Raw genomic sequence first — 20349 nt, 5'->3', positions numbered from 1 at the left:
TGATGGTCTCCATGGACGTGACGAAGGCATTCTCACCGGCGACCAGGCAGTGGTTCGCCGGGGCCTTCGCGGCGCCCACCCAGGCGCAGACGGGTGCGTGGGCGGCCGCCGCGGCGGGCGAGCACGCGCTGGTCATCGCACCGACGGGCTCGGGCAAGACGCTGGCCGCGTTCCTGTGGGCGCTGGACCGGCTGGCGTCGGCCGCGGTCCCGGAGGAGCCGCGGCGGCGGTGCCGGGTGCTGTACGTGTCGCCGCTGAAGGCGCTGGCCGTGGACGTGGAGCGGAACCTGCGGGCGCCGCTGACGGGCATCCGGCAGGCAGCGCAGCGGCTGGGGCTGGCGGAACCGTCGATCACGGTGGGCATGCGCACGGGTGACACGTCGCCCGAGGAGCGGCGGGCGTTCGGGCGGACCCCGCCGGACGTGCTGGTGACGACGCCGGAGTCGTTGTTCCTGCTGCTCACGTCCTCGGCGCGGGAGTCGCTGCGCGGGGTGGAGACGGTGATCGTCGACGAGGTGCACGCGGTGGCGGGCACCAAGCGCGGCGCGCACCTGGCGTTGTCACTCGAACGGCTGGACTCGCTGCTGGAACGGCCGGCGCAGCGGATCGGGCTGTCGGCCACGGTGCGGCCGGTCGAGGAGATCAGCACGTTCCTCGCCGGTGGGCGGCCGGTGTCGGTGGTGCAGCCGAAGACCCCGAAGACCATCCAGGTCGAGGTGGAGGTGCCGGTCGAGGACATGTCGGTGCTCGGCCAGCCGACGGGTGAGGTGTCGGGGTCGGCGGCCGGTGCCGAGCAGCGCACGTCGATCTGGCCGTCGGTCGAGGCGCGGATCCTGGAGCTGGTGCGGGCGCACCGGTCGACGATCGTGTTCGCGAACTCGCGCCGGCTCGCGGAGCGACTCACGGCGCGGCTGAACGAGCTCGACGAGGAGGCTGCCGCGGCCGCGGAGGGCACCGGGCCGGAGTCGTTCCCGGCGGAGGCGATCGGGCAGTCGGGGCTGACGGTGCAGAAGTCCGCGTCGGTGGCCCGTGCGCACCACGGGTCGATGTCGCGGGAGCAGCGCACCGCCGTGGAGGAGGACCTGAAGTCGGGGCGGCTGCCGTGCGTGGTGGCCACGTCGTCGCTGGAGCTCGGCATCGACATGGGCGCGGTCGACCTGGTGGTGCAGGTGGAGGCGCCGCCGTCGGTCGCGTCGGGGCTGCAGCGCGTCGGCCGCGCGGGTCACCAGGTGGGCGCGGTGTCGCGGGGCGTGATGTTCCCGAAGTTCCGCGGCGACCTGGTGTCGTGCGCGGTGGTGGCCGAGCGGATGCAGAGCGGTGCGATCGAGGCGGTGCGGTTCCCGCGCAACCCGTTGGACGTGCTGGCGCAGCACATCGTCGCGATGGTGGCCATGGAGGCGTGGCCGGTCGACGAGCTGACGGCGCTGGTGCGGCGGGCGGCACCGTTCGCGGGGCTGCCGGACTCGGCGTTGCACGCGGTGCTGGACATGCTGTCGGGCCGGTACCCGTCGGAGGAGTTCGGCGAGCTGCGGCCGCGGATCACGTGGGACCGGGTGAACTCCGAGCTGCGCGGCCGTCCTGGTTCGCAGCGGCTGGCGGTCACCTCCGGCGGCACGATCCCCGACCGCGGGCTGTTCGCGGTGATGACGCCGCCGTCGGAGAACGGTCCCGGGTCGCGGGTCGGTGAGCTCGACGAGGAGATGGTCTACGAGTCGCGGGTGGGCGACACGTTCCTGCTGGGCACGTCGTCGTGGCGGGTCGAGGACATCACGCACGACCGGGTGATCGTGGTGCCCGCTCCCGGCCAGCCGGCGCGGATGCCGTTCTGGAAGGGCGACGCGCCGGGCCGGCCGCTGGAACTGGGCCGTGCCATGGGGAAGTTCCTGCGCGAGGTGTCCACGATGGAGGACGCGGCGGCGCGTGCCCGTGCGGCCTCGGCGGGGCTGGACGAGTGGGCGACGGACAACCTGCTGGCGTACCTGGGTGAGCAGCGGGAGGCCACGCGGCACGTGCCGAACGACCGGACCGTGCTGGTGGAGCGGTTCCGCGACGAGCTGGGCGACTGGCGGCTCGTGGTGCACTCGCCGTTCGGCGCGCAGGTGAACGCGCCGTGGGCCCTCGCGATCGCGGCACGGTTGCGGGAGCGGCGCGGGGTCGAGGCGCAGACGGCGCACTCGGACGACGGCATCGTCCTGCGGCTGCCCGACGCGCTGGACGCCGACGGGCAGGAGGTCACCGCGAGCGCGGAGGACGTGCTGCTGGACCCGGACGAGGTCGAGCAGATCGTGGTCGCCGAGGTCGGTGGCTCGGCGTTGTTCGCGGCCCGGTTCCGCGAATGCGCGGCCCGGTCGCTGTTGCTGCCCCGTCGCGACCCGCGCCGGCGCACGCCGTTGTGGCAGCAGCGGCAGCGTTCGGCGCAGCTGTTGTCGGTGGCCTCGAAGTACGAGCGTTTTCCCGTTGTGCTGGAAGCGATGCGCGAGTGCCTGCAGGACGTCTACGACGTGCCGGGCCTGCGTGAGCTGATGTCGGACGTGCGCGCGCGGCGGGTGCGCGTGGTCGAGGTGGAGACGCCGTCGCCGTCGCCGTTCGCCCGCAGCCTGCTCTTCGGGTACGTCGGCATGTTCCTCTACGAGCTCGACGCGCCGCTCGCCGAACGCCGCGCGGCCGCGTTGTCGCTCGACTCGACGCTGCTGGCCGAGCTGCTGGGCTCCGAGGCGATCCGCGAGCTGCTCGACCCCGAGGTGGTCGCAGAGGTCGAGCAGAGCCTGCAGCGCCTGTCCGCGGACCGCCGTCCCCGGCACGCGGAGGACACCGCGGACCTGTTGCGGTTCCTGGGAGACCTCTCCGACGCGGAGGCGGCGGAGCGCGGTGTGCCGCGGGAGTGGCTGGACGAGCTGGTGGCGGAGCGCCGTGCGATCCGCGTCCGCATCGCCGGTGAGGAACGCACGATCGCCATCGAGGACGCGGGCCGGGTGCGCGACGCGTTGGGCGTGGCACTGCCTGTCGGTGTCCCGGAGGCCTTCACCGAACCGGTCGCCGATCCGCTCGGCGACCTGCTGAACCGCTACGCCCGCACCCACGGCCCGTTCGCCGCCACCGAGCCCGCGGCCCGTTTCGGCCTGGGTGTGGCCGTCGTGACGGGTGTGCTGGAACGCATGGCCGCCACCGGCCGCCTGGTCCGCGGTGAGCTGCGCCCCGGCGGCACCCACACCGAGTACTGCGACGCCGACGTGCTGCGCCGCCTGCGCCGCGGCTCCCTGGCCCGCCTGCGTTCCGAGGTCGAGCCGGTCGAGCCCGCCGCGCTCGGCCGTTTCCTGCCCGCGTGGCACGGTCTCGGCCGCCGCCTGCGCTCCGCCCCGACCGCCGACGACGTGTTCTCCGTCGTCGAACAGCTCGCCGGCGCCCCATTGCCCGCGAGTGCGCTGGAGTCGCTGCTGCTGCCGTCGCGCCTGCCCGGCTACTACCCGGCCCTGCTCGACGAGCTGACCGCGTCCGGCGAGGTCACCTGGACCGGGTGCGGTTCCCTGTCCGGTGGCGACGGCTGGATCGCGCTGGCCCCTACCGACGTGGCCGACCTGCTGCTGCCCGACCTGGTGCCGGAGTCGATCCCCGAGTCCCCGTTGCACACCGCGGTACTGGAGTCCCTGTCCGGCGGCGCGCTCTTCTTCCGCCAGGTCGTCGACCGCACCTCGCTGTCCGTGCAGTGCACCGACGCCGAGGTCGTCGGCACCCTCTGGGACCTGGTCTGGGCGGGCCTGGCCACGAACGACACCCTGGCCCCGCTGCGCGCCCTGGTCTCCGGCGGCGGCGCCGCCCACAAGTCCCGCCGCGCCACCCCGCGCGGCCGCTACGCCCGCCTGCGCGCCGCCCGTCCCGACCTGCCCTCCCGCACCGGCCCGCCATCAGCGGCCGGCCGCTGGTCCCTCGCCGTCGCCCCGGCCGCCGACCCGACCCGCCGCGCCGCCGCCCGCGCCGAGTCGTTCCTCGAACGCCACGGCGTCCTCACCCGCGGCGCCCTCGACACCGAACGCGTGACCGGCGGCTTCAGCTCCGTCTACCGCGTCCTGCGCGCCATGGAGGAGTCCGGTCAGGTCATCCGCGGCTACGTCGTGGAAGGCCTGGGCGCCGCCCAGTTCGCCGCCCGCGGCGCCGTCGACCGCCTCCGCACCCTCTCCCGCTCCCCGGGCCAACCCGCACAGGCGGACCAGCCCGCCGTGGTCCTGGCCGCAGCCGACCCGGCCCAGCCCTACGGCGCCGCCCTCACCTGGCCCACCCCACTCGGCGAAGGCAAACACCGCCCCGCCCGCAAAGCCGGTGCCCTGGCCGTCCTGGTCGACGGCACCCCGGCCCTCTACGTGGAACGCGGCGGCAAGTCCCTGCTCTCCTTCACCGACGACGACCAAACCCTCCGCACCGCCGCAACCGCCCTGAGCCGCGCAGTCCGCGACGGCTGGCTGGGCCAACTGGCCGTCCAACGCGCCGACGGCGAATCCGCCCTCACCTCCCACCTGGCCACCGTCCTCCAAGAGGCCGGCTTCCGCGCCACCCCGAAGGGCCTCCGCCTCCGCGCGTGATCCCTACCCAGAGCCGGATTGGCGTAGGCAGCATGGGTGGCGCGCGGCTGTGGCCGGGCGCGAGTTGGCCGGGGCGCGGATTGGCCGGGCCGCGGCGTGGCGAGGGTCCAGGTTGGCGGGACGCGGGTTGGCAGGGGCGCGAGTTGGCCGGGGCGCAGGCCGGCCGGGCGCAGGTCGTCCGGAGTGCGGCGTGACAGAAAGGTGCGGGTTAGCGGAGCGCGGCGCGAGCAGGCACGCACGGCTTGGCGCGGCACCACTTGGCCGAGTGCGATTGGTCAGGTGCAGCCAGCAAACTTCCGCTGGTGCCCGATCACCCGGTCCGGCTCAACAAGCCTGCTGATGCCGACCCGAGCAGCGTTGGCTGACTCGATGGGCGCGCTTCACCCAGCACGATCTCCAATCCAAGTGCGACACCCGATCCTGCGCTACCGCCGAGCCCAGCCCGCCGAGCCGAGCACTCCCGACTCACCACGTCGCAGATGCCACCCACTCATCGACGACAGTCCACAGTCGACAACCCGCGCTGACATCTCACCCGCCCTGCAACTCCACCTATCTCACTCGGCACTGGCCGTGCTGACCCGGCTTCCGTCAGCTGGCTCGAACCGTGTCTGCTCGTCGACCTTCCTCCTCACCTCAAATCCGAACCCTGGCCGCACCCCCGCGTTCCTCCGCATTGCGGGCGGGCGAACTGACGGATCAGGACATCGTTCGGCGGGTGCATGTGGAAGAAGACGACAGACAGGGCGGATCAGGACAAGGTTCACCCGTTGGAGTGACAGGCAACGAGCATCAGGCCGGGAAGAGGGAGCTGTAGGCGTTGAGTGCGGGTTGGCCGCCGAGGTGGGCGTAGAGGACGGTGGAGTTGCGGTCGATCTCGCCTGAGCTCACGAGGTGGACGAGGCCGGCCAGGGACTTACCCTCGTAGACCGGATCGGTGATCATGCCTTCGAGCTGGGCGCCGAGGCGCATGGCGTCGAGGGTGGTGTCGTCGGCCAGGCCGTAGACGCCGGCGTGGAAGCGGTCGTCGAGGAGGATGTCCTCTTCGGACACCGTGGTGTTGCGGAGCTTGGCGGTGTTGTGGGCGATGCGGGTGATCTGGGCGAGGGTTTCCGCGGGCTTCGCGGAGGCGTCGATGCCCAGGACGCGGCGGTTGGGGTCGCCTGCGAAGCCGGCGACCATGCCGGCCTGGGTGCTGCCGGTGACCGAACAGACGATGATGGTGTCGAAGAAGATGCCGAGCTGAGCTTCTTGTTCGCGGACCTCGTCGGCCCAGGTCGCGAAGCCCATGCCGCCCAGGGGGTGGTCGGAGGCGCCTGCCGGGATCGGGTAGGGGGTGCCGCCGGCGGCGCGGACGTCGTTGATGGCCTGTTCCCAGGCGGGTTTGACGCCGATGCCGAAGTCGGCGTTCACGAGGCGGACGTCGGCGCCCATCATGCGGCTCAGCAGGATGTTGCCCACGCGGTCGTGGCCGGTGTCGGTCCAGTCGACCCAGCTTTCCTGCACCAGCACGGCTTTGAGGCCGGCGCGGGCGGCTGCGGCGGCCACCTGGCGGGTGTGGTTGGACTGGATGCCGCCGATGGAGACGAGGGTGTCGCAGCCGGTGGCGAGGGCGTCGGCGACGAGGTACTCGAGTTTGCGGGTCTTGTTGCCGCCGTAGGCGAGGCCGGAGTTGCAGTCCTCGCGCTTGGCCCAGATCGCGGCGCCGCCGAGGTGGGCGGTCAGGCGGTCGAGGCGGTGGACCGGGGACGGGCCGAAGAGCAGCGGGAACCTGTTCACAGCTCCTCCAGGAGGGTGCCCCAGTTCTCGTCCACGAGAAGAGCGGCCTGCTTGTCGTCGCGTCGTTCGCAGGCCTCGATGATCTGCTGGTGCTGGGTCACCGAGTGGCGGGCGTGGGGGGACGAGAAGCGGTTGTGCTCGGCGCGGCGGACGAGTGGGGTGAAGCGGTCGATGGTGGCGGTGATCGCGAAGTTGTCGCAGCGGTGGACGGCGACGGCGTGGAACTCGTCGTCGGCGGCGAGGGCGGCTACGGCGTCGTTGGCGTCGAGGGCCTTCTTGAACGCTTTGTTGGCGGTGTGCATGGCGGCGAAGTCGTCGTCGGTCATCCGGGGGACGGCGAGGCCGGCGGCGAGGGCGTGCATCGTCTGGACGACGACGAGGGCGTCGCGCACGGGTTCTGCTTCCAGTGCGGTGACGCGGGTGTAGGCGTGTGGTTTGGTCTCGACGAGGCCTTCATCGGTGAGGGTCGCCAGGGCTTCGCGCACCGGGGTGCGGGAGAGGCCGAGTTTCTGGGCCAGCTCGACGTCCTTGATGGCGGTGCCCGGTTCGAGGTCGCCGCGCACGATCGCCGACCTGATCTCCGCCGCAGCTCGCTCTTTCAGCGACCCATATCCAATATATTGCATATTGGTGAGAGTAGGGTGGGTCACAGGCAAACGCAACCGGCCGCAGCACGAGGTGTGCTGCGGCCGGGAAGTGGGACGACGAGAGCTAGGTGACCGGCAGAGTGCGGCCGAGCACGGCGAACGGGCGCGGGTCGCCGGTGAACTGGTAGTGCCGCAGCACGTCCTGGAACCCGACGCGGCGGTACAGCTTCCACGCCTTGCTCGGGCCTTCGGGGGTGGACAGCAGCACGCGCGAGGAGGAAACGCCGTCCAGCAGCCTGCGCAGCAGCTCCTCGCCGAGGCCACGGCCCTGGGCGCGCGGCAGCACGTGCAGCTCGGTGAGCTCGAAGTAGTCCTGGAGCCACTCGTCGACGACCGAGGGCGACGAGACGGCCATGAGGCCGCGCCGCACCTGTTCGTGCCACCACTGCCCGGTGGCGCCGCGGTAGCCGTAGCCGATGCCGACGAGCTCGTCCTGCTCTCCCACCGCGACCACGCAGCGCCAGTCCTCGCGCATCATGTGCGCGAGCCACATCGGGGCGCGCTGCTCGACGGTGCCGGGCGGGTAGTTCATCGCGGTCACGTACAGCTCGAGCGCCTCGCTCAGTCGCACGTTCAGCTCGGCGGCGCTCATCTCGACGATGCGCTCCAGGCGTGGCGACGCGGTCATTGCGCGACCACCGCCACGCGGCCGCCGGTCAGCTCGACCAGCTCCGCGAACGTCGTGGGGTACACGGCACGGGGGTGCCCGGCGGCGGCCCAGACCTCCTCGTAGCCCGACAGCGACTCGTCGACCAGCGTCTCGATCGGCGCCGGGTGCCCGACCGGGGAGACGCCGCCGATCACCTGGCCCGTGTGCTCGCGCACGAAGTCGGGGTCGGCGCGCTTGACCGCGTCCGCGCCCACCAGCCCGGCCACCAGCGCGGTGTCCGCGCGGTGCGCGCCGGAGGTCAGCACCAGCAGCGGGGTCGCGACGCCGTCGCGGACGGCGGCGAACAGCAGGCTGTTCGCGATCGCGCCCACCGGTACCCCCACCGCCTCGGCTGCGGCGGCCGCCGTGCGCACCGCGTCGGACAGCACGACGATGCGCGCCGCGGCGGCGGGCGACAGAGCGGCGGCGACTTTGCGGATCCCGGGGTGCTCCGCAGGGTTTTCGACAGCACTCACCACACCATCAGACCACGAGCGGGCGCTGAGCGGTGGGCCGGGTTGAGGAATCCATCGGCCGGGAGCTACGCTGGAGAGGGCTCGAACATGTGTTCGAGTCGCACAATGCCTCGGAGGTGGGGTGGGGGAAGCACCCCACCTCCGAGAGCCGCCGGCTTCCCCTCGGCGGAGACGTCGTTCACCGACGCCACGAGGAGGCCGAGATGTCAGCACCAGCCTTCCCGATCCCCTTGCCCCCCGCTTCAGCGCTCGCGTTGCTGCAGCAGGCACGCGACTCGCTCGCCGAGGCGGAACGCACCCTCGACCCACCGGAGCGGTTCGCCGCCGCCTACCTGGCCGCTCTGCGCGCCGCGGCGGCGGTGCTCGCGTTGCGCGGACGCCCGCACCGCGGGCGTTCCAGGCCTACGAGCGCGTGGGTGTTGCTTGCCGCGATAGCACCGGAGATGCGGGAGTGGGCGGCGTTCTTCGCGGAGTGGTCCTCGACGCGCGCCGCTGTGCTCGCGGGGATCACACGCCACGTCAACGCGCGCACGGCCGACGACTTGGTGAGGCAGACCGAGCAGTTCGTCGGTCTGGTGGGTCACGTGATGAACGAGGGCAGGCGGTGAACGCACTGGAAGTGTTGCGGCGTGAGGCTGATCTGCTCGTCATGTCCGCGCTCGGCCAGCCCACGCACAAGGGCGTGCCCGCCTGTCCCGGCCTGAACCTGGGCGAGACCGTGCGGCACGTCGGCAGCGGCTACCACTGGACGTCGGAGTACCTGCGCGTCGGGGAGGAGCCGCGGCAGTGGCAGCGCCACCCCGCGGACGGGCAGGACCTGCTGGACTTCACGCGTTCGGGCGCCGAGGCCGTGATCGCGGAGCTCGCCGCGCACGACGAGGACGAGCCGTGCGCGACGTGGTGGCCCGAACAGCGGAACTACGGTTTCTGGCGGCGCCGGCTCGCGCACGAGACCACGGTGCACCGCATGGACGTGCAGGGCGCCGCGGGCATGGCGGCCGGTCCGGTCGGCGACGAGGTCGCGCTCGACGGCGTCGACGAGGTGCTCACGTTGTGGCTGGGGCACAAGCTCGACACCCTCGGTGTGCGGGGGTCGCGTGACGAGCTGGTCGCCGTGCGCGTCGAGGACCACGTGTGGCTCACCCGGTGCGGGCCGCAGGGCGCTTCGGCGTGGCGGGTCGAACCGGAGGAGGCCGACCACGCCGACGCACTGGTGACGGCGAGCCCGATGACGATGTACCGCTGGCTGTGGGGTCGCCTGCCCGACCGGATGATCGAGGTCTACGGCGACCACGACGCCATCGCGCAGCTGTGGGCGCTACTGCGGCTCGCGACCAAGTGACACCGAGGCGGTCTCCCCGCCCGCTGCCGAGATCAGCCGGTAGCGGGCGCGGCGGCCGTCGAAGTCCAGCAGTGCCACGGAGTTCCCGAAGTGCGGGCCGGTGGTCTTGCGCCACCGCACGACGTCCTCCGGCACACCGGCGAACGTGGCGAGCCGGCGGAACACCCGTCCGGCGCCGCGTGACCACGACAGCCGGAACGCCGGGCGCAACGCCTTGGGCGCCTCGTTGTGCACCGGCGAGCACACGAGCTGCGTCACCGTTGCCTTGGCGGGCACGGGGAAGTCGGCTTCGGCGACGTAGCTGTGGTGGACGTCGCCGGACAGCACGTTCACGGTGGCGCAGCCGTTGTCGGCCGCGTTGCGGATCATCCGGGTCAGCCGGTCGAACGACTCGCGGAACGCGGGCCAGTGCTCCAGGTCGAGCACCTGGCGGACCTGCTCGGCGGCTTTGCCCTGCCAGCCGGGTTTGCGCGCGCCGACCTCGTTGATGGACTGGAAGTGGCTGAGGGCGTGCGGCATCAGCCACGGCAGCGACGAGCCGATCAGCAGGTGGTCGTAGTCGCCCTCGGAGTTGCGTTCGAGCCATTCGAACTCCGCGTCGCTGACCATCTGCCTGCGGTCGTCCTCCAGGATGCGACCGCAGCGCGTGTCGATCATCAGCAGCCGGATGCGGTCGAAGTCGCGCCGGTAGCTCCACCGCGTGGACTTGCGGCCCTCGTTCTCCTTGTCGGCCTGCTCGGCGAACTCCTCCAGCATCGGCTGCACGTCGGTGCCCTGTGCCTTCACCTTGGCGTACAAGGGATCGCGGGCGAGCTCGTCCGGGGCGAGGTTGCCGATGTGCTGGTACACCCAGTACGAGGACAGCGCGCCGCGGATGCGGTCGCGCCACCACGGCTTGTCCTGCATCCGCTGCTTCCAGGCGGAGGAGGTGTTCCAGTCGTCGCGCACGTCGTGGTCGTCGAAGATCATCGACGTCGGCACGACCGACAGCAGCCAGCGGATCTCCGGGTCGCCCCAGGTCTCGTGGTAGAGCCGGGCGTACTCGGAGAAGTGCACGACCTCGCCGTCGGGTTCCTCCGAACCGCGGCGGTGCTCGCGCAGCCACTGCTTGGTGCCCTCGGTCGGTTCGTCGGCGTAGACCTGGTCTCCCAGCAGGAGCAACGCCTGCGGCCACTCCTCCTCCGGCTGGCGCATCAGCCGTTGCGCGAAGGCGTCGAGGGCGTCGGGGCCCAGGGGCTGGTCGGGGGCGGCGCGGCAGGAACCGAACGCGATGCGGCGCACCCGGCCGGTGCGGATGACCGGTTTCGGGAAGTCGCTGCCCGGCTCCGGCCAGACCAGCTCGCGGTCGAGCCGGACGTCGTACTCGGTGCGGGGCCCCAGGTTCTCGATGCGCACCAGGGCGTAGTGCTGGCGGCCCACCTGGAACGTCCTCGCCGTGTGGCCGGCGATGGTCACCTCACACGCCGCGTCCGTCTCGACCCACACCGTGGCCGAGGTCGAGTCGACGTACCTGAGGAGCGGTCCGAGCACCAGCTTCGTCACCCGCGAGACAGTACCCTCGTACGAGTGGAAATCACGTTCGACGCCGCAGATCCCTCCGCGCTGGCGGCGTTCTGGTCCGAGCTCGCGGGCGACGAGGTCGAGCTGACGTTCGTGTGGAGCGACGCGCCGAAGATCGAGAAGAACCGGGTGCACCTCGACCTGGCGTCGACCTCGCCGCAGAACCAGGCGGACATCGTGGCGCGGGCGGTGGAACTGGGTGCCGAGCACGCCGACGTCGGACAGCGCGATGTGCCGTGGGTGGTGCTGAGAGACCCGCAGGGCAACGAGTTCTGCGTGCTCGAACCTCGTCCCGAGTACACCGGTGCGATCGCGGCGGTGGTCGTCGACGCGCACGACCCGCTCGCGGCGGCGCGGGCGACCGGGCACCCGGTGGTGCGCAGTGGGGACGGGTTCGCCTCGGTGCGGCCGGAGGCCGGCGGGCCGTGGCTGGAGTTCGTGCGCACCGACGACGCCGACCCGTTCACGAACCGCGTCCGCGTCCGGTGGGCCGCTGCCGTGTCCTGACCGGTGTGGCGTTGCACACCACCGATGTGCGATATCCGGTATATCAGTCAGCTGGGGCGCAGCTGGTGCTCACGCCGGTATACCGGATATCGCACATCGCACATCGCTTGCTGAACGCGGCTACAGCGCGGCGAGGCGTTCGCGGAGGGTGTCGAGGCCCATCGAGCCCATCTCCAGCGACTGCTGGTGGAACTGCTTGAGGTCGAAGTCCGCGCCCTTGCGGGCACGGGCGTCCTCGCGGGCGGCGAGCCAGAGGCGTTCGCCGATCTTGTACGCCGGGGCCTGGCCGGGCCAGCCGAGGTAGCGGTCGATCTCGTCGTGGACGTGCGCGGCCTCGGTCAGCGTCCTGGTGAGCATGAACTCCAGGCCCAGCTCGGGCGTCCAGCGCTCACCGGGGTGGAACCCGGTCCCCTGCGGGATCTCCAGCTCCAGGTGCATGCCGATGTCGATGATGACGCGGGCGGCGCGGAACAGGTGCGCGTCGAGCATGCCGAGCAGGTCGCCGTCGTCGTCGAGGTAGCCGAGCTCGCGCATGAGGCGTTCCGAGTACAGCGCCCAGCCCTCGCCGTGACCCGACACCCAGCACATGAGGCGCTGGAAGTCGTTCAAGCTCTCCGACTGGTACACCGCCGTCGCGCACTGGAGGTGGTGCCCCGGCACGCCCTCGTGGTAGACCGTCGAGGTCTCCCGCCACGTCGGGAACACCGTCTTGCCCTCGGCGACCGACCACCACATGCGGCCGGGCCGGGAGAAGTCCGCGGTCGGCGGCGTGTAGTAGGCGCCGACGCCACCGCCGGGCGGGGCGATCTTGCACTCGAGGTTCATCAGCGCGTCCGGCAGGTCGAAGTGCACGTCGCGCAGGTCGAGCAGGGCCTTGTCGGACAGCTCCTGCATCCACGCCCGCAGGCCGTCCTGGCCGTGCACCTGGTAGCGGGGGTGCTCGTCGAGATATGCCGCCGTCTCCGCGAGCGAGGCGCCGGGCTTGAGCCGTGCCGCGACCTCCTTCATCTCCGCCTCGATGGAGAGGAACTCCTCCCAGCCCCACGCGTAGGCCTCGGCCAGGTCGAGCTTCGAGCCGGTGAAGTAGCGGGAGCCGAGGCGGTAGCGCTCCTCGCCGACGGCGTCCTTCTCGGGTGCGAGCGGTGCCAGCGACGTGCGCAGGAACGAGGCGAAGTCGGCGTAGGCGGCGGACGCGGCCGCGGCACCGGAGTCGAGGTCGGCGCGCACCGAGCCGGGGACGTCCGCCTTGGCGACGAAGGAGCCGAAGAACGTGCCGGCCCACGTGTCGCACTGGTCGGCCACCTTGGTCACCTGGCGCAGCGCGGACACGTTCCCGCGGGCCGCGGCGGCCGACAGCGAGGCCCGCAGACCGGACAGGGAGGCAGGTACCGCCGCGAGACGCCGCCCGATCGTGGCCCATTGCCCGGGCGTGTCGGTCGGCATCTGGTCGAAGATGTCGCGGACCGACTGGATGGGGCTCGCGATCACGTTCAGCGAGGATTCGGTGAGGCCGGCGGCGTACAGCTCGCGTTCGAGGCCGACCCGTTCCTGGAACACGGCTTTCGCCGCCGCTTCGGAAGCATCCGCGGGGTCGGCGGCCGTGATGTCGGCGAGTGCGCGGGCGGCGACCTCGTCGCGTGCCGCGTGCCCTTCCGGGGAGAAGTCCGTCAGCTGGTCGTCGGAACCGGCGAAGCCCAGGCTGGTGGCCGTGATGGGGTCGAGCGCCACGTGGTCGGTGACGAACTTGTTGCTGATGTCGTGCACGGATGCCATGGCCGCAGACGCTACCTCGCGGTGATCGACGCCAAAAGGTAGTTAGTCAAGCTCACGACCAAAGGAGGGACTGCGTCGTCCCGGCCGTCCTGGCAGGATGTCCGCCGTGCGTAGATCCTCGGCACTGCTCGTGCCGGTCTTCCTGCTGCTCACCCTGTTCTCGTTGAGCGGTTGCGTTCGCGTGTACGCGGCGATGGCCGTGTCCGACGACGACCGCGTCTCGGGTGAGATCGTCGCGGCCACCCCGCCCACGCAGGACAACGACCCCGGTCCCCAGCTCAAGGTGCCGCCGGAGCTCGCGAGCCGCGTCACCACCAAGCCGTACCGGGTGGAGTCGTACGCGGGCACGCAGCTGTTCTTCAACGGGTTGTCGTTCGAGGAGATGCGCACGCTCTCCACCGCCACCAGCTCGTCGAACAGCCGCTACAGCCTGAACTTCCGGCGCTCCGGCGACCTGGTCACGCTGTCGGGCTCGGTCGACCTGACCCAGGTGCCGGTGGAACGCGCGGACATCCAGGTCAAGGTCAGCTTCCCCGGCCGGGTCGTGAACACCAACGGCCGGGAGGAGGAGAACAACACGATCGCGTGGTCTCCGAAACCCGGTCAGGCGTCGATGCTGCAGGCCACCGTGCAGTACGCGGGCGAGAACTCCAGCTCGTTCCTCGGCTGGGTGTTGCTCGTCGCGGGTCTCACCGGCGGTGCGGCGCTGATCGTCGTCGTGCTCGCGCTCCTCGCGCACAAGCGCAACGTGACGGTCTAGGCGCGCGTCACCAGGCCCAGGCGGCCCAGCACCTCGCGCGTCGCCTTGGCCCGGTTCATCGTGTAGAAGTGCAGCGCCGGCACGCCCTCGTCGAGCAGGCGCCGGCACATCTCGGTGGCGATGTCGATGCCGGTCGCGCGGAACCCGGCCGGGTCGTCGGCGTAGCGGTCCAGCCTGCGTGCCAGCTCCACCGGCAGGTCGGCGCCGGACAGCTCCACGATCTTCGTGAGCGCGCGTGGCGACAGGATCGGCATGATCCCCGGCAGCAACGTCGCCGTGCAGCCCGTCGCCGCCACGCTGTCGCGCATGCGCAGGAACGGCTCCGGTTCGTGGAACAGCTGCGCCACCGCGTAGTCCGCGCCGGCGTTCAGCTTGCGCACCAGGAACTTCACGTCGGTCGCGAGGTCACCGGAGCGCGGGTGGCCGTACGGGAACGCCGCCACGCCCACGCAGAAGTCGCCGAGCTCGCGCACGAGCCGCACGAGCTCCTCCGCGTAGGTCAGGCCCTGCGGGTGCGCGACCCACTCGCCCATCGGGTCGCCAGGGGGGTCGCCGCGCAGCGCCAGCACGTTGCGCACGCCGACCGCCGCGTACCAGCCGATGACGTTGCGCAGCTCGGCCACCGAGTGGTCGACGGCGGTGAGGTGGGCGACCGGCAGCAGCGTCGTCTCCTGGGCGACGCGGGCGGTGGCGCGGATCGTGCGGTCGCGGCTCGAACCGCCGGCGCCGTAGGTGATCGAGACGAACGCCGGGTCGAACGCCTCCAGCTCGCGCACGGCGGTCCACAGGACGCGCTCGTCGTCCGCGTTCCTCGGCGGGAGGAACTCGACCGAGAACTTGGGGGACTGCCCCTGCAGCCGCTCCACCACCGACGTCATGGTCCCCACCCTAATGGGTCGTCCGCCTGGTGGGACGGTGGCTCACGATGTGGACGGGGTCGCCCCGACGTGCGGGTGGCACCCGACACAGCGGACCATGGAGGGGTGTCCCACCACCCCGTCGACGTCGCACTGCCCACGCACGTCGAAGAAGCGCTGACCACGTACCTGGCCTCCCGGCGCGCGTCGGGCGAGGCGATGGACCCGAGCTTCGCGAGCGCGGTGGACGCGCTGTCCGGGTTCGTGCTGGGCGGCGGCAAGCGCATCCGCCCGACCTACGCGTGGTGGGGGTGGCGCGCGGCGGGGGGCGACCCCGACGGCGAGCTCGCCGGTGAGGTGCTCACCGCGGTCAGCTCGCTGGAGCTGATCCAGGCGTGCGCGTTGATCCACGACGACCTGATGGACGCCTCCTCGGTGCGCCGGGGCAAGCCGACCGTGCACATCGCGTTCGGCGAGCGGCACCGCGAGCAGGGCTGGCTCGGTTCGCCGGAGCGGTTCGGCATGTCGGCGGCGGTGCTCATCGGTGACATCGCACTGGCCTGGGCCGACGACATGCTCTTCGCCGCCGGGCTGCCGTCGGACGTGCTGCGCCGGCTGAGCGAGCCGTGGCGGGACATGCGCACCGAGATGCTCGCCGGCCAGTACCTCGACGTCCTCACGCAGGCGCGGGGCGACTCGTCGGCGGACGCGGCGGTGCGGATCGACCGGCTCAAGACCGCCGCCTACACCGTCGAACGGCCGCTGCACATGGGCGCGGCGATGGCCGGCGGCTCGCCGGAGCTGGTCGACGGGCTGCGGGCGTTCGGTGCCGACATCGGCGTCGCGTTCCAGCTGCGCGACGACCTGCTCGGCGTGTTCGGCGACCCCGGGGTGACCGGCAAGCCCGCGGGCGACGACCTCGCCGAGGGCAAGCGCACCCTGCTCGTGGCGCTGGGCATGCAGTTCGGTGCCGATGTGTTGGACATCGCGCTCGGCAAGCCGGACCTCGACCTCGCCACCGTCGAGGAGGTCCGCCGCCAGCTCGTCGAGGTCGGCGCCGTCGACGCCGTCGAGGAACGCATCGAGGACCTCACCAAGAGCGCCCTCGCCGCGCTCGACGACGCCCCCGTCGCGGAACCGGCCGCCGCGAAGCTCGCCGAGCTCGCGATCAGCTCGACGAAGCGGACCTTCTGAGGACGACCGCCGCTCGTCGGCCGTGTGCGCTGATTAACTCCTCGTGACCAGTGGGGGCCGTTGCTTGCTGACGCTTCCGCGCCTTGTGCAACGATGTTCGGGCGATGGCTGCAACCCCGTCCCTTCCCCGCACGAGCTCCGAGGTGTCTCCACAGGAGCCTCTTGAAGCTGTGCTCGAGAAGAACCCCTACGCCATCCCCATCCGCACGACCATGCTCGGCCTGCTGGGCGTCGCGCTGATCGCGCTGGGCGGAATGGGCGCGGGCGCGATCCTGCAACGGGACCCGCTGCTCACGAAGGTCGGGCTGAGCTGGCTGCGCTACGGCCACGGCCACGACCTGGCCAACATGGTGCTCTACATCGGCCTGGGCCTCGTCATCTGGGCGTGGGTCCGCCTGGGCCGCCTCGTGCGGTGGGGCGAGATCGGTGACTTCGCGGTGCTGGTCGCGGTGACGGTGTGGACGTTGCCGTTGCTGTTCGCACCGCCGCTGTTCAGCAAGGACATCTACAGCTACCTCGCGCAGGGCCAGCTCGCGCTGACCGGCTACGACCCGTACGAGGTCGGGCCCGCGGTGCTGCAGAGCACCCTGAGCGACAACGTCAGCTGGGTCTGGCAGCACACGCCGGCACCGTACGGGCCGCTGTTCATCCTGGTCGCGAAGGCGATCGTGTGGGCCACCGACGCGAGCGTGATCCTCGGCGTCGTCGCGATGCGCTTCGCACTGGCCGGCGGGCTGGTGCTGCTGTGCTGGGCGCTGCCCGGCATCGCGCGGCACCTGGGCGGGAAGTCGGCGATCGCGCTGTGGCTGGTGGCGGCCAACCCGCTGCTGCTGATCCACCTGGTCGGCGGCGCGCACAACGACCTGCTGATGATCGGGCTGATGGCCGCCGGTGTGCTGCTGGTGCTCGACCGCAGGCACGTGCTGGGTTTCGTGCTGCTTGGCCTCGCGTTCTCGGTGAAGGCGACGGCGGTCGTGGTCGTGCCGTTCCTGGTGTGGATCTGGGCGGCGCGGCTGGAGGGCGACAAGCGCGCCCGGTTCCGCAAGGCGCTGCTGCCCGGTGTGGCGGCGTTCGCCGGGGCGTTCCTCGCGTGCACGCTCGTCGCGGGGGTGGGCCTCGGCTGGATCCCGGCGCTGCGCAGCTCGTCGATGATCATCAACTGGCTGTCGGTCCCGAGCGCGGTCGGCGACTTCGTGCGGATGGTCGTCAACTGGTTCGTCTACGTCGACGGCGGCATCTTCCTCGGCGTCGCACGGGCCCTCGGGTCGATCGTGCTCGTCTGGATCGCGTACACGCAGTGGTGGGCCTCGCGCGACGGTGAGGTCCGCAACGCCATCCGCCGCGGCGCGGTGACGATGCTGGCGGTCGCGCTGCTGTCCCCCGCCACGCTGCCGTGGTACTTCAGCTGGCCGCTGGCGCTGGCCGCCGGGTTCGCGTGGACCACGGGCGCGCTGGTGGCGGTGTCGCTGGCCTCGGTGTTCCTGCTGCTGGTGACGTTCCCCAACGGCGACACCGCGCTGTACTCGTGGGGCTACCTGTTCTTCGCGTTGCTGGTGTCTGCGCTCGCGGCGAGGTCGCTGGTGAAGCCGGACCCGTTCGGCCTGTCCACCCGCTACGAATGAGCGCCGGCACAGCAGGCCGGGTGGTGCTCGCCCGAGCGTCCACCGGATGAGGCCGGCGTTACCCGGCGGCGTTCGGCGTCGCGGGCGGGCACGTCGGGTCAGGGGTTCCGGACGTCTCTGGTCTGCGGAGACGCCCGGAACCGCCGCATCGGGTGATCTAGAAGCCCATCGCCTGGGCGCGTCGCTTCACCTCACGCCCACGGTCTCCGCGCAATGCTTCGATCGGAGTGCCGGGGAGGCTGTCGTCCTCCGCGAACAGCCAGCGCAGGATCTCGTTCGTCGAGAAGCCCTGGTCGCGCAGCACCGTGATGGTGCCGGGCAGCCCCTTCACCACCCCCGCGGCGGCGAGGAAGGCTTCGGGAACGACGAGGACGCCGTCGCGCCGCTCGGCGAGCAGCTGCCCGTCGCGCAGCATTTGGTGGACCCGGGTGACCGGAAGTCCCAATCGGTCGGCCACCTCCGGGAGGGGAAGAACCTCCAGGTCGGCAGCCAGTACATCCGCAGCGGCAGGAATCGCACTCACGGGGGTCACGATGCCATAACTCAACTGTGAACGCCCTTCCGCCAACCGGGTCATCCTGAGCTTTACCATCTCGCACTGTGGAGAGGTCGGTTTCGAACGTGATGGGTGGACTGCTGGAGCAGCGCTACCGGGTGGACTCCGTGCTCGCGCGCGGTGGCATGTCCACCGTCTATCGAGGTCGCGACACCCGCCTTGACCGCGAGGTCGCCGTGAAGGTGATGGATCCGCGCCTGACCGCGGACCCCGCTTTCGTCGCGCGCTTCGAACGCGAGGCGCGTGCGTCGGCGCAGCTGCACCACCCGGCCGTGGTGTCGGTGCACGACCAGGGCGTCGACGGTGACCAGGTGTACCTGGTGATGGAGCTGATCGACGGCGGCAACCTCCGCGACCTGCTCAACCAGCGCGGCAAGCTCCCTCCCGCCACGGCGCTCAGCGTGCTGGGCCCGGTGCTGTCCGCGCTGGGTGCGGCCCACCGCGCCGGCCTGGTGCACCGCGACGTGAAGCCGGAGAACGTGCTGATCGGGTCGGCCGGCCAGGTGAAGGTCGCCGACTTCGGGCTGGCGCGCGCGATCGGTGAGAACGGCATCACCAGCGACAGCGAGATCCTCGGCACCGTCGCCTACCTTTCACCCGAACAGGTGGAGACGGGTTCGGCGGACGCGCGCAGTGACGTGTACTCGGCCGGGATCGTGCTCTACGAGATGCTGGCCGGGCAGGCGCCCTACCGCGGCGAGACCCCCATCTCCGTCGCTTACCGGCACGTGACCTCGGACGTCCCGTCGATCCCCGAGATCCCGCTGGCCCTGGACACGCTCGTGCGCAAGGCGACGCGGCGCGACCCTGCGCTGCGGCCGGCGAACGCGGACGCGTTCCTCGCCGAGCTCGAACGCGTGGGCGCGGAGCTGGGCCTGACGCCGCAGCCGGTGCCCGTTCCCGGTACGGCGCCCGAGAACGACAGGACCGTCGTGATGCGCCCCGTCCCGGTGGCCGTCGGTGTGACGCCGGTGGCCGTGGCCGAGGCGACGACGCCGGTGCGCAAGTCGGCGATGACGACGGTCAACACCGGTCCTCCCCCGGCCGCGACGGCCACCCGCACGATGCAGCGGCCTGAACCGCCCCGCCGGCGCCCCCCTGAGCGCAAGAAGAAGGTTGACGCGGCCGAGGAGGAGCGCAAGCGCAAGAAGCGGCTGATGACCATCTGGGGGTCCGTTGCCGCGGTGCTGGTGCTGATCGCCGGGCTGTTCTCCTGGTACCTCAGCGCGGGCCGCTGGACGACCGTGCCGGAGGTGTCGGGTCAGTCGGAGACGAACGCGACCCGGTTGCTGTCGAGCGCCGACCTCACGCCGCTGGTCGTGCGGGAGCCGTCGAACACGGTGCCGCTGGGTCAGGTCATCCGCACCGAGCCGGGCAACGGCACCGAGATGCGCAAGAGCGAGTCGGTGAAGCTCATCGTGTCGCGGGGCAAGCCGGTCGTGCCGTTCGTGACCGTCGGCGTCGAGGTGGAGGTCGCGACCAAGGAGGTCGAGGCGGTCGGTCTGACGGCGACCAAGGACCCGGCGAAGGACGCGTTCCACGAGACCGTGCCGATCGGCAAGGTCGTGGCGCTCGACCCGCGGCCCGGTACGGCGCTGGAGATCGGCAAGCCGGTCACGCTGGTGCTGAGCAAGGGCCCGGCGCCGCGGGTGACCGTGCCGGACCTGAAGGGCAAGAAGAGGGACGAGGCGTTCGCCGAGCTGCAGCGCCTGGGCCTCGAACCGGTGGAGGCGGGCCAGAACGGCGGCAACCCCGACGACCTGCGGGTCACCCGGACCGATCCCGCGGCCAACACGGTGCTGGAGGTCGGGTCGAGCAAGCGCGTCACGGTGTTCTTCGAGGACACCAGCGAGGTCGAGGTGCCGGACGTGACCCGCAAGAAGGTCCGCGAGGCCAAGGAGGAGCTCGAACGCCTCGGCTTCAAGGTCAAGGTCGAGTTCAACAAGAGCGGCAACGCGACCGTCGTGAACCAGGACCCGCAGCCGCGCAGCAAGGTGCGCCGCGGTACCGAGATCACGATCATCGGTCTCTGACCGTGGGAACACGGAGGGCC

16 protein-coding genes are annotated in these 20349 nt (G+C 71.5%); 8 read left to right on the top strand and 8 right to left on the bottom strand.

From position 1 onward, the window contains the following. Positions 1–11: 11 nt before the first annotated feature. A complete protein-coding gene (locus tag ACZ7CF_RS39120) occupies positions 12–4574 on the top strand; it encodes an ATP-dependent helicase (RefSeq protein WP_470372205.1) in 4563 nt (1520 codons plus the stop codon). A gap of 792 nt (positions 4575–5366) precedes the next feature. Here ACZ7CF_RS39120 and ACZ7CF_RS39115 read toward each other — a convergent pair. The 4 genes from ACZ7CF_RS39115 to ACZ7CF_RS39100 all read right to left on the bottom strand — a co-directional run bounded on the left by ACZ7CF_RS39115 (position 5367) and on the right by ACZ7CF_RS39100 (position 8125). Then, positions 5367–6353 carry a 1-aminocyclopropane-1-carboxylate deaminase gene (locus tag ACZ7CF_RS39115; protein ID WP_470372204.1) on the bottom strand — a complete coding sequence of 329 codons (987 nt, stop codon included), beginning with the start codon at positions 6351–6353 and terminating at the stop codon, positions 5367–5369. Further along, a complete protein-coding gene (locus ACZ7CF_RS39110; protein ID WP_470372203.1) occupies positions 6350–6979 on the bottom strand; it encodes a GntR family transcriptional regulator in 630 nt (209 codons plus the stop codon). The genes ACZ7CF_RS39115 and ACZ7CF_RS39110 overlap by 4 nt, the downstream gene beginning before the upstream one ends. 85 nt (positions 6980–7064) lie before the next feature. After that, positions 7065–7628: a GNAT family N-acetyltransferase gene (locus ACZ7CF_RS39105; protein WP_470372202.1), complete on the bottom strand. Its 564-nt coding sequence runs from the start codon at positions 7626–7628 to the stop codon at positions 7065–7067. After that, the gene (locus ACZ7CF_RS39100; RefSeq protein ID WP_470372201.1) at positions 7625–8125 is read right to left on the bottom strand and encodes a YbaK/EbsC family protein; all 501 of its coding nucleotides are present in this window, start codon (positions 8123–8125) and stop codon (positions 7625–7627) included. The genes ACZ7CF_RS39105 and ACZ7CF_RS39100 overlap by 4 nt, the downstream gene beginning before the upstream one ends. A gap of 203 nt (positions 8126–8328) precedes the next feature. Between ACZ7CF_RS39100 and ACZ7CF_RS39095 the strand changes: the two genes are divergently transcribed. Beyond that, positions 8329–8733 (top strand): SAV_6107 family HEPN domain-containing protein, encoded by a 405-nt coding sequence (locus ACZ7CF_RS39095; protein WP_470372200.1) that lies wholly within the window; start codon positions 8329–8331, stop codon positions 8731–8733. Beyond that, positions 8730–9467: a maleylpyruvate isomerase N-terminal domain-containing protein gene (locus ACZ7CF_RS39090; protein ID WP_360398542.1), complete on the top strand. Its 738-nt coding sequence runs from the start codon at positions 8730–8732 to the stop codon at positions 9465–9467. The genes ACZ7CF_RS39095 and ACZ7CF_RS39090 overlap by 4 nt, the downstream gene beginning before the upstream one ends. Here ACZ7CF_RS39090 and ACZ7CF_RS39085 read toward each other — a convergent pair. Next, the gene (locus tag ACZ7CF_RS39085) at positions 9444–11009 is read right to left on the bottom strand and encodes an alkaline phosphatase D family protein (protein ID WP_360398544.1); all 1566 of its coding nucleotides are present in this window, start codon (positions 11007–11009) and stop codon (positions 9444–9446) included. The two genes, ACZ7CF_RS39090 and ACZ7CF_RS39085, sit on opposite strands and share 24 nt — an antisense overlap. A gap of 24 nt (positions 11010–11033) precedes the next feature. Here ACZ7CF_RS39085 and ACZ7CF_RS39080 point away from each other — a divergent pair, with 24 nt between their 5' ends. Beyond that, on the top strand, positions 11034–11534 hold the full coding sequence (locus tag ACZ7CF_RS39080; RefSeq protein WP_360398546.1) for a VOC family protein: 501 nt from the start codon (positions 11034–11036) through the stop codon (positions 11532–11534). Positions 11535–11654: 120 nt separating this feature from the next. Here the strand turns inward: ACZ7CF_RS39080 and ACZ7CF_RS39075 are convergent, their stop codons facing one another. Then, positions 11655–13307 carry a DUF885 domain-containing protein gene (locus tag ACZ7CF_RS39075; RefSeq protein ID WP_360398548.1) on the bottom strand — a complete coding sequence of 551 codons (1653 nt, stop codon included), beginning with the start codon at positions 13305–13307 and terminating at the stop codon, positions 11655–11657. Between the two features lie 106 nt (positions 13308–13413). Here ACZ7CF_RS39075 and ACZ7CF_RS39070 point away from each other — a divergent pair, with 106 nt between their 5' ends. After that, on the top strand, positions 13414–14067 hold the full coding sequence (locus ACZ7CF_RS39070; protein WP_360398550.1) for a DUF3153 domain-containing protein: 654 nt from the start codon (positions 13414–13416) through the stop codon (positions 14065–14067). On the opposite strand, the gene metF is transcribed toward ACZ7CF_RS39070, so the two are convergent. Beyond that, positions 14064–14945: a methylenetetrahydrofolate reductase [NAD(P)H] gene (gene metF / locus ACZ7CF_RS39065; protein ID WP_360398552.1), complete on the bottom strand. Its 882-nt coding sequence runs from the start codon at positions 14943–14945 to the stop codon at positions 14064–14066. The two genes, ACZ7CF_RS39070 and metF, sit on opposite strands and share 4 nt — an antisense overlap. Before the next feature lie 105 nt (positions 14946–15050). Between metF and ACZ7CF_RS39060 the strand changes: the two genes are divergently transcribed. Beyond that, entirely contained in the window at positions 15051–16118 is a 1068-nt protein-coding gene (locus tag ACZ7CF_RS39060; RefSeq protein WP_470372199.1) for a polyprenyl synthetase family protein, read from the top strand. A 170-nt stretch (positions 16119–16288) separates the two neighbouring features. Next, entirely contained in the window at positions 16289–17740 is a 1452-nt protein-coding gene (mptB, locus tag ACZ7CF_RS39055) for a polyprenol phosphomannose-dependent alpha 1,6 mannosyltransferase MptB (RefSeq protein WP_458433754.1), read from the top strand. Positions 17741–17897: 157 nt separating this feature from the next. On the opposite strand, the gene ACZ7CF_RS39050 is transcribed toward mptB, so the two are convergent. Then, positions 17898–18263, bottom strand: coding sequence for an Rv2175c family DNA-binding protein (locus tag ACZ7CF_RS39050; RefSeq protein ID WP_360398556.1), 366 nt, complete (start codon positions 18261–18263; stop codon positions 17898–17900). Between the two features lie 77 nt (positions 18264–18340). Here ACZ7CF_RS39050 and pknB point away from each other — a divergent pair, with 77 nt between their 5' ends. Continuing rightward, entirely contained in the window at positions 18341–20329 is a 1989-nt protein-coding gene (pknB, locus tag ACZ7CF_RS39045; protein WP_470372198.1) for a Stk1 family PASTA domain-containing Ser/Thr kinase, read from the top strand. The last annotated feature ends 20 nt before the right edge of the window (positions 20330–20349 follow it).

The sequence above is a fragment of the Lentzea sp. NPDC036955 genome, from assembly GCF_055608005.1.
This window is presented reverse-complemented; position numbering and strand designations above follow the sequence as displayed.